General features: G+C 40.8%; 9 protein-coding genes and 2 pseudogenes. 8 read left to right on the top strand and 3 right to left on the bottom strand.

The features are described from left to right. From E2K52_RS15105 to E2K52_RS07065, 5 genes and pseudogenes are all read left to right on the top strand, one after another. A pseudogene (locus tag E2K52_RS15105) lies at window positions 1-377 on the top strand (acyl-CoA dehydrogenase); the annotation flags it as partial. Next, window positions 365-1,150 carry a PIG-L deacetylase family protein gene (locus E2K52_RS07080; protein WP_151204445.1) on the top strand — a complete coding sequence of 262 codons (786 nt, stop codon included), beginning with the start codon at window positions 365-367 and terminating at the stop codon, window positions 1,148-1,150. The pseudogene E2K52_RS15105 and the gene E2K52_RS07080, both read left to right, overlap by 13 nt. Beyond that, complete coding sequence (locus tag E2K52_RS07075) at window positions 1,140-1,754, top strand: class I SAM-dependent DNA methyltransferase (protein ID WP_151204444.1); 615 nt, start codon at window positions 1,140-1,142, stop codon at window positions 1,752-1,754. The genes E2K52_RS07080 and E2K52_RS07075 overlap by 11 nt, the downstream gene beginning before the upstream one ends. After that, window positions 1,751-2,464 carry a glycosyltransferase gene (locus E2K52_RS07070; RefSeq protein WP_151204443.1) on the top strand — a complete coding sequence of 238 codons (714 nt, stop codon included), beginning with the start codon at window positions 1,751-1,753 and terminating at the stop codon, window positions 2,462-2,464. Before E2K52_RS07075 ends, E2K52_RS07070 begins: the two co-directional genes overlap by 4 nt. Before the next feature lie 205 nt (window positions 2,465-2,669). Then, window positions 2,670-3,920 (top strand): MFS transporter, encoded by a 1,251-nt coding sequence (locus E2K52_RS07065; RefSeq protein ID WP_151204442.1) that lies wholly within the window; start codon window positions 2,670-2,672, stop codon window positions 3,918-3,920. A gap of 27 nt (window positions 3,921-3,947) precedes the next feature. Here the strand turns inward: E2K52_RS07065 and E2K52_RS07060 are convergent, their stop codons facing one another. The 3 genes from E2K52_RS07060 to E2K52_RS07050 form a co-directional block, all read right to left on the bottom strand. Then, entirely contained in the window at window positions 3,948-5,381 is a 1,434-nt protein-coding gene (locus tag E2K52_RS07060) for an alpha,alpha-trehalose-phosphate synthase (UDP-forming) (protein WP_151204441.1), read from the bottom strand. Continuing rightward, window positions 5,338-6,219 (bottom strand): trehalose-phosphatase, encoded by an 882-nt coding sequence (gene otsB, locus E2K52_RS07055; protein ID WP_413772985.1) that lies wholly within the window; start codon window positions 6,217-6,219, stop codon window positions 5,338-5,340. Before otsB ends, E2K52_RS07060 begins: the two co-directional genes overlap by 44 nt. 822 nt (window positions 6,220-7,041) lie before the next feature. Then, a complete protein-coding gene (locus E2K52_RS07050) occupies window positions 7,042-7,236 on the bottom strand; it encodes a hypothetical protein (RefSeq protein ID WP_151204439.1) in 195 nt (64 codons plus the stop codon). A 459-nt stretch (window positions 7,237-7,695) separates the two neighbouring features. Between E2K52_RS07050 and E2K52_RS07045 the strand changes: the two are divergent. From E2K52_RS07045 to E2K52_RS07035, 3 genes and pseudogenes are all read left to right on the top strand, one after another. After that, window positions 7,696-8,516 (top strand): annotated as a pseudogene (locus E2K52_RS07045) (IS5 family transposase). 104 nt (window positions 8,517-8,620) lie between these two features. Beyond that, window positions 8,621-8,815 (top strand): hypothetical protein, encoded by a 195-nt coding sequence (locus E2K52_RS07040; protein ID WP_151204438.1) that lies wholly within the window; start codon window positions 8,621-8,623, stop codon window positions 8,813-8,815. Then, window positions 8,815-9,318 carry a hypothetical protein gene (locus E2K52_RS07035; protein WP_151204437.1) on the top strand — a complete coding sequence of 168 codons (504 nt, stop codon included), beginning with the start codon at window positions 8,815-8,817 and terminating at the stop codon, window positions 9,316-9,318. Before E2K52_RS07040 ends, E2K52_RS07035 begins: the two co-directional genes overlap by 1 nt. The last annotated feature ends 10 nt before the right edge of the window (window positions 9,319-9,328 follow it).

Raw genomic sequence — 9,328 nt, 5'->3', positions numbered from 1 at the left:
CTGTGGCTCAGTATTTAAAACAGGGCGTATTAAACCGGCCCCATCCTTATACAGCCATGTATTTGGGCGAGGTCAGTCGTGAGCTCTTGGCAACGCGCGCCATGTTCCATCAAGTGGCACAGCAGATTGACCAGTATCCCGAACAGTCTCATGAACTGAAAATTCGCAGCCTGCGCGCTCAAGTCGAGGCAAGTGCACTTCATGTGCTGAACACGGTAGGCAAAGCGTTAGGTGCGACGCCGTTTTGTGAAAATGCTCATTTCGCCCGTCTTGTTGCAGATCTTCCGGTGTTTATCAGGCAAAGTCATGCAGCGTTTGATCTGGAGCGTATCGGTGAATTGAGTGCACAGGAGGAGCAGACCTTATGGCAACTCTAGTTCATGAGATCGTAGGAGACCGGGTAATTCATGGAGAGGGGACGCCTAAAGAACAATGGCTGTCCTGCCCGATCTTGCAGCAGCTTCCTGCATTCGATATTCAGGCCATAATTCCAATGGGGTCACGGGTCTGTATTATTGCACCACATCCGGATGATGAAATTCTGGGGTGTGGCGGTCTGATCCAGCGCCTGGATCAGGCCGGGTATCCGGTTACGATTTTTGCAGTAACCAATGGCACTGCCAGTCATCCTGATTCTAGTCTTTATAGCCCGGCGCAACTCGATCAGATTCGGCCACATGAAACACGGCAAGCCTTAGCAGCATTACAGTTGCAGCAGAGCGTAGAACGAATTGCACTACAAATTCAGGATGGGGAAGTAATTGAACAGCGTGAACTGCTCAAACAGCGTCTAAAAGCACAACTACAGCCCCATGATGTACTGGTGACGACCTTTATCCATGACGGACATCCTGATCATGAAGGGACTGCGCAGGTAATACAGGATTTGGCGACAGAATTGCAGCGGCCTTGTATACAGGTGCTGATCTGGGCATGGCACTGGGCCCAGCCGGGTGATGCACGGATAAACTGGAACACTGCCCATAAACTTCAGCTTAGTGCTACAGAATTAACTCATAAGCGACGAGCCGCGCAGTGTTTTAAGAGTCAGCTGGAAATGGACCCGACGACCGGACAGCCGCCAATCCTATCCGGTTATGCGCTGCAACGTCTTTTACAACCATGGGAGGTCTATCTGTATGAACAGTAAATTGACCTATCAGCAGGAATATTTCGATCGTCTCTATCGTATTAATCAGGGTGATCCCTGGCACTATGAACAGCGCTGGTATGAACAGCGCAAACGCCAGATTTGTCTGGCCATTTTACCCCAGCCATCTTTTGATTCGGCGATTGAAATTGGTTGTAGCAACGGTGTATTTGCACAGGAGCTGGCGCAGCGCAGTAAGGAGCTGGTCTGTCTGGATGCGCATGCCACGGCGGTTGAGATGGCTCGGCAACGGTTACGGTCTTATGAACATGTCAATGTACAGCAAGGTATTATCCCGTTGGACTTGCCAAAGCGGAAGTTCCAGCTCATTGTGGTGAGTGAAATTTTATATTATCTGGACCCGTATAGTCTGGAACAGGTACTACAATGGTTACATGAGGCGCTCGATGCTGGGGGCTGTCTTTTGGCCTGTCATTGGCGCGCCCCGATTGTCGACTTTCATTTTAATGGCGATGTCATCCATGCGTATTTAAAAGAAAACTTGCAATATCGTCAGGTATTACATCTGGAAGAAGCTGATTTTCTGGTCGATCTGTGGGTAAATGCCGCTCAATCCGTGGCAGAGCAAGAGGGCTTGAAATGAAAAAGATCGGTGTGGTCATTCCTGCTTGCAATGAGGAAGCTTATATTGAACACTGTTTATTGGCCTTAAAAACAGCCCAACTTGAATTTTTTCAATCGCTTGAATCAGTGGAAAGTCTATTTGAGATTAAGATTTTAGTCGTCTTAGACACTTGTACCGATCAGACTGCGCAAAAAGTCCAGAAAATGGCGGTTGAAAGCATCCAGTGTGATTTTCAGTGTGTAGGCAAAACCCGTCATTTAGGCATCCAGCAACTCATTGCTCAAGGCTGTGATTGGATCTGCTGCACCGATGCAGACTCTCGAGTGCAGCCGGACTGGTTTAAAGTCATGTTAGAGCATCAACCCACTGAGGTGATTTGCGGAGTAGTCGAGCTGGATGAGTGGGATCATTTAAGCCCGGGAACCCGTTTTAAGTACTTGAGTCATTATCAGGATAGAATGAATCATCACCATGTTCATGGTGCAAATTTGTGTTTTAAATCAGATGTATATATAAAAAACCAAGGCTTTGAACAGCTGGCTTGTCATGAAGATGTAGAGTTCATTCAGCGTTTGGAACAGGCAAATGTCCAGATCACCTGGTCTAACCGTTTAAGAGTGCTGACCAGTAGTCGTTTGAGCTCAAAAGTGACAGAAGGCTTTGCCAGTTTTTTGCAAAATCTAGAGACTCAGGAGGCAGTCGAAAAACCGATCATTGTTTACAAATAAAACAATAAAATTATAAAATTTATACAATCAAACACTTGTAAGAAAATATTAAAAAATCTGTTTTCTGCCTATTTTATTTCATTTCATTTTATATATAATTCACGCAAATTAAGCCCTACCTACTTATACCTCCAAGCTATAAGTAGGTGGGGTTTTTCTATGGATGCTCGGTAATGGATGCCTGAATTTTCTTTGGAACAACATCATGTTAAATCCAACTTTACGTGCTCGACTTCAGTCTCCATCACCCTATCTATGGCAAAAGATTGCAACGGCTTTATGTTTTTTCAGTCTGGGTTTTAGTACGGCAGCGTGGGCACCGCTTATTCCTTATGCCCAGCAGCGTCTTTTTCTGAACCATGCAGATTTCGGCTTATTATTGCTGTGCGCGGGCATTGGTTCAATGCTGGCTATGCCACTGGCAGGGCGTTTGGCAAATAAATTTGGCTGCCGTCCGGTTTTAGCAGTCATTCTTGCAGCATTCCTGTTTATTTTACCAGCTTTGGCAGCCAGTCCAAACACCCTGATTATGGCAATCAGTCTATTTTTCTTTGGTGCCAGTGCTGGTGCGCTGGGGGTAACGGTCAACCTTCAGGCTGCTCAAATTGAAAAATACGTGGGTAAAAGCCTGATGTCTGGTTTCCATGGCGTATGCAGTCTGGGTGGTCTGGCAGGTGTGCTGGGGATGACGACTTTAATGGGATTCGGCCTGCTGCCTTTAATGGGTGCGGTAACTATCAGTATAATTTTACTGCTTATTACCGTGGTAGCTATTCCATTTTGCTTGGGTCGTCCTGCGCCAGCAATGCAGGAAGATATAATTGAAACTGCGCATGAAGTAACTAAAAAATCACGTCCAACCTGGGCCATTCTCGGTATTGGTCTGATCTGTTTCGTGGCTTTTCTTTCCGAAGGGGCAGCCATGGACTGGAGCGGAATTTATTTGGCGACCGAGTTCAGCTTGCCAGCTGCACAAACCGGCTTGGCTTATAGCTTTTTCGCTGCCTTGATGGTGCTGGGGCGTTTTAGCGGACATTTGTTCATTCAGGTTTTAGGTGAGAAAACCACGATTCTATTGAGTGCATTGCTGGCAGCAACAGGTTTATTTATTGTGGTATTTGCACCTGTCTGGCCTATGGTACTGGTGGGTTATGCGGTGTTAGGACTGGGCAGTGCCAATATCGTTCCCTTGATGTTTTCACGTGCAGGCCGTCAAAAAACTTTGGCCTCCCACGTGGCTTTGTCTTATGTATCAGTCTTTGCTTATACCGGCTCATTAATTGGACCGGCTCTGGTGGGTTTTGGGAGTGAAATAGTCGGTTTAAGTGTGGTCTTTACTGTGGTGGCCTTCGGCCTGTTAAGTATTGTCATCCTGAACCATCTGACTGCGGACCAACAACCTGTAGAACAGCCAGAAGCAGCTCTGCCTGTACTGGAAAATGAAACACCAGCATAAAGCTGGTGTTTTTTTACGGTGCAGCGATTAGCCATGTACACTGAACTGGGTCGAAATTCCCGCAGCCAGCGGACGGTAAATTCGCAAACTTTGGGCTTTTTTTAGATCGGTCAGGAACTGATCACGCCAGCGCATAATGTCGAAGTTTTTAAGACCTTGCTGCAAATAACGATAACGCTCTATACGTTCTGATTTAGACATCCGTAAGGCTTTTTTTAATGCCTTATTCATGCTGTCATGATCATAAGGATCGACCAGTAAAGCCTCTTTCATCTGCTCGGCAGCGCCCGCATATTTAGACAGGATCAGTACGCCCGGATCTTTCGGATCCTGAGCGGCAATATATTCTTTCGCCACCAGATTCATCCCATCCCGGATGGAGTTTACCCAGCAAATATCAGCATGACGATATAAGTGCATCAGGCTTTCATGACCGAGCGTATTAAAACTGCACTCAAAAGGCAGCCAGTCTGCTGAACCATGTTGCTGATTCAACTGCTCTACAGCGGACTGGAACTGTTGATACAGGTTTTGATAGGTTTTTACATCCAGCCGGCAAGGGCAGGCAATCTGTAGCTGCTGGAATTGGCCTTTAAACTCCGGTTGATCTTCCAGCAAGCTTTGCAAGGCGCCAATTTTTTCCAGTAAACCTTTACTATAGTCAATTCGGTCAACTGAGATAATAGTTTTATAAGGTTGCGTTTCAGTCAAGTGAAATGGAAGTTCCGTCTGCTGACTGGCTGCCGCCTGTTTCTGAATTTGTACCGGATGCACGCCAATTGGATAACATTTCACATTAATCCGTCTGGATTGATAATTTAGAATCTCATCATTGCGGTGCCCAAGATGCAGCATCTGTTCCAGAAAATGAATACAGTTCATCTGGTCACGCGGAGTCTGAAAGCCAAGTACGTCATAATTTGCCAGATGATGGGCCAAATCCCGATGAGGAGGAAGCGTCTGCCAGAGTTTCAATTCCGGAAATGGAATATGCAAGAAGAAGCCAATCCGGTTACGCATGCCGAGCTTGCGACAATAATGTGCCACACTAAGAAAATGATAATCATGAATCCAGATGATGTCATGTGGCGAGGCAATCTGTTTCAGGTGTTTAGCAAAACGTAAATTTACCTCTTTATATATCTTGAAATCCTGAGGCTGATAATCTACCAGTTGATGCTGATCATGCATCAGTGGCCACAAGGCATTATTGGCAAAACCACAATAAAATCCCTGATACTGGGACTCAGTCAATGGACTGGTATGATATTCGACATTCTGAAACTTCTGAATCTGAAACTTTTGCTCCTTGACCTGTTCAGTTCTTGAACCGTTCCAGCCTACCCAGATTCCGCCGATATCCTGCAAAGCATCCTGCAATGCGACAGCCAATCCACCAGCTTTCATGTTATCTGGGTTAGGTAGATTCACACGATTTGATAACACGATGAGTTTTGACATGTGATTTCTCCGATAATTGTTGTTCTTGTGCTTTGAGTGATGTTAAAAATATTTCCAGAAAAACCTGCACTTGGGACACATTTTCTAATCTGTATTGCGCCGCGGTTACTCCGCTGCCGACTTTAATGGAACAGCCCTTCAATGCGTTAATGGCCTGAAAACCGGCTTCGTCAGTCAGGTCATCGCCGATAAAAATGGGATAAGCAGTGGGGGAGTGATATTGCTGCATGATCTGCTGAATGGCTGAGCCTTTGTTTGCACCTTGAGGTACAAGTTCAAAGACATATTTGCCAGGTTTCAGCTCAAACTCTGGAAACTGAGACAGGCAGTTTAAAGCCAGTGTATGTGCTGCCTGTTCCATGTCCGGATGTTCACGAAAATGGAGGGCAACGGAATAGCGTTTAACTTCAATTCTCAGTTGGGCAAGCTGCCGTGCATGCGTTTGAATATAGTCTTTTAATTGTTGAAGCCGTTCTGGATTTAATTGAATTAACGTTTTTAATTCAGACTGATATCTTAATTCCAGGCCATGTGAACCTGCGATATTCCATTTAAATGGATGGATAAGATTTTGCGCCTGTATAATAGAACGGCCAGTAACTAATATAAGGGTGAGGTAGGTTTGTAATTGTTTAAGTAAATCTATAATTTCACTACTAATAATACTTTTTTCTGGATCAGGGTTAAACTCAGAGATTGTTCCATCAATATCAAGAAATAAAACCAAGTCTTGAGAATAAATCTCTGATGGGCAAGTATTTATAATCGTATTTGGCGACATATAAAAAGAAGCTTCAGATGAATCTTCTATAACTTGCTCCGAATGCTTGAACATTATAAATCTGCCTAAGTAATTGATATAGGGTTAAATAAATATTAAATTTTGACTTGGTTGGTTTTTGATCTTCTAGATTTATAACATATTATTTTTATTGATTCGGTCTTCAATGCACAAACCAAACACTTTTAGTGTGTATCTTTACTTTGTAAAATTTCGAAATATTTAGGCGATTTAAATATTATATTTTCTGAGTGTATGATTATTTATTTTATTAGAAAAATGTATATTTATGTAATTATAATAAATAGTTAACTGAAGCTTTAAAATGCTTTAAATTTTCATTTAGAATATAAAACACGTTGTGTTTTGAAAATGTTTTAAATTTAACGATTTAAAGTGACTTTTTATTTAAAGTTCTATTTAAGGTTATTGTAGGTAAAATATAATACCTTGATACAAGCAGATAAAGTTTTCTGACTTTAAATCAGAGTTATGGAGCTGAGACTCAATTGCTGAACCTGATATGGGTCAGAAGTCAAAATAAATGCAAACAGCAAAGTCCTGATTTTAAGACCTGCCAAGTGTTGATCTTGAAAAGAACCTGAAGACGGTTTAGTCATCTACAGCAGACCAATATCATTTCAGACCATACATTAAAATAAAATATTAGGCAGTTGACGAAATGGAACATGCCAGCTATTCACGCTGAAAGTGAGAAATACTGCCGGTTATTTGGTAGAGCTATCATTTTGTACATAGCAGCTTTGCCCTATAAGCCAATGATCAGAATTTTTGAAACCTTGGCTTTAGCAGAATCTGGGGGAGGTATTAAATTCTTTCAGACCAGAATAAAGTCTGGGGCGAGCCGATTATTTTTATTTAAAGTACACGCCAAATCTTATTTTCATCTTTTAAAGCAACAGTAAAATTAAAATCATCGTCCTTACTCACCAGCAGGCGGGTAGGAGTCTGCATCAGGACTTTCAGAACTGTACCTGTTTCAAATACCAAAGGAGGACAGTTTTCTTTTTCCAGTGTTACAGGCTTCAGCAGTTCGATGACTGATTTTTCCATTTTTTATCTCCCCGAGATGAATGAATTTTTATAGGTCTAATCATAACATATTTTGTGAAAACTCACCTATTCCTATAAAGAAATGAGAACTTCATCAATCATTTTCTGATTAATTTCAGTAGTTTAAAAAAACATCTGCTGCGTAGAAAAGATAAAAATAGTATCTCGGTAATTTTCCATTCGATAAAAATTCTCTGTTTCAACCCCTAAAATTATGAGAGCCAAAGACGGCCAAAACTAAAGATAAAATTGAATGACTGAAGTGAAGAAGAGGGGAGGCGGATATAGTATGATGGCTTATTCATGGAGAAGGACTGGGTTTTCTGTCTCGTCTAGCTCTGAATATATTTTGTCGCCCAGCTCGACCAAGTGCCAACACCCCCTATATTTAGAATAAATTTAATCTAAAAAATAAATTAGATCTCTTGCGAAAGTAAAAACCGCCTTAATATAAATTTCATGAGATATCAAAAATTAAATCGTTTTTCAGATTCTGAATTCAAACGCTTGGTTGGCGTCCCTCGACAAGTTTTTACTGGAATGGTAGAGGTTCTAGAAAAAGCTGAATCACTCAAAAAGAAATCAGGTCGTCCTCATACTTTAAATATAGAGGACCAGTTGTTATTGACTCTCAATTACTTACGAAACTACAGTACTCAACTGGAATTGGCGGCAAATTACCATATCGCTGAAAGTAATGTGAATTGAACCATTAAAAAGGTTGAAAATGCATTGATGAAATCAAGACGTTTTATCCTGCCAAAACGAAGCATTACCACAGCAGACGAACACTTTAACTGGGTCATTATTGATGCTACAGAATGTTCAATTGAACGCCCGAAAAAAAATCAGATTAAGTTCTACAGGGGTAAAAGAAGAAACATACGCTAAAAGCCCAAGTGATCTATCATCCGAAGAGTAAACAAATCATAGGGCTAGATATATAGAATGGCAGTCAGCATGACATTAAACTGGCAAGAACAACGGTTAAGAAATTTAACCATTGTGAATATGTTATTACCGATTTAGGATACTACGGATTAGAGCAAGACGGCTTTAAATTATTGATGCCAATAAAGAAACAGAAGAATTTCCCCTTATTTGATGTTGAGAAAAAGTACAATAACATGATTGGAAAAATACGGGTTGTGATCGAACACATCAATAATCAATTGAAAACATTTAGAATATTGAGTGAGCGCTATCGAAATAGACGGAAAAGATTCGGTTTACGCATTAATTTAATCGCTGCATTAGTAAACCGAATAAACTCGCAATAAGGACTTTCGCAAGAGGTCTATTAAAAGATACATTTAAAATTCGAGTTGCTGCTCATTATAAAAATAAGGAAGATATCATTCAGCTTACGCCAGCTGGCTATGGTATGTTTTCAAAAGCAGAATATGTCGGTAAAGCCGGACAAGTTCTAAAAAATGGTGGTCCTTTTATGATTAGTAAAAGATTGTATACGATGATTTTTGGAAAAAGATGGAATAAACAAGCTCATAGTTTTGCTGTTTCAGAAGGCTACAGAACTCCTAGAAAAGAAGAATTTGAAAAATTTGATGGAACGTATTAATGAAAAAGATCTTCTCTCTATTAATTTTCTCTCTACTTCTTTCTTCTTGCTCTAATGCTAAAAAAAATACAATCGATGAAGGCGAGTTAGATAAACAAATAGTACAAACAAAAATTATGGCTATTTCAAGTAGTCTAGAAAGCGCAAGCTTTGTATATCGAGCTGCATATAAAAATTCAGAAAAACCTTCGGAAGTTAACGATCACTTATATTTATATGCTTTGAGTGAAATTGAATCACTTTTTAATACTTATGATATGAGGGGGATAGATTATAAGAAAGACATTACAAGTTACAGGCTAATATCGGGAGATGCTATTGATTCAATGTGTATTATTAATAAATTTTTGAAAAAATATCAAAGTCATTTGGAAAGAAAAGAATTAGCAAAACGATATGATACAACCTTGAATAAAACTTTTGTTTTGCAAAGTGAATATTTAAATCTTTTGAAAAATGATCCAGATTTAATTAATGGATCCCAATGTTTAAAGTTAAATTAATATAATACAC

This window comes from Acinetobacter sp. RF14B, assembly GCF_006864105.1.
Classification (GTDB): Bacteria; Pseudomonadota; Gammaproteobacteria; order Pseudomonadales; family Moraxellaceae; genus Acinetobacter; species Acinetobacter lwoffii_C.
The sequence above is the reverse complement of the archived record's forward strand: the minus strand, read 5'-3'. Positions and strand labels throughout refer to the sequence as shown.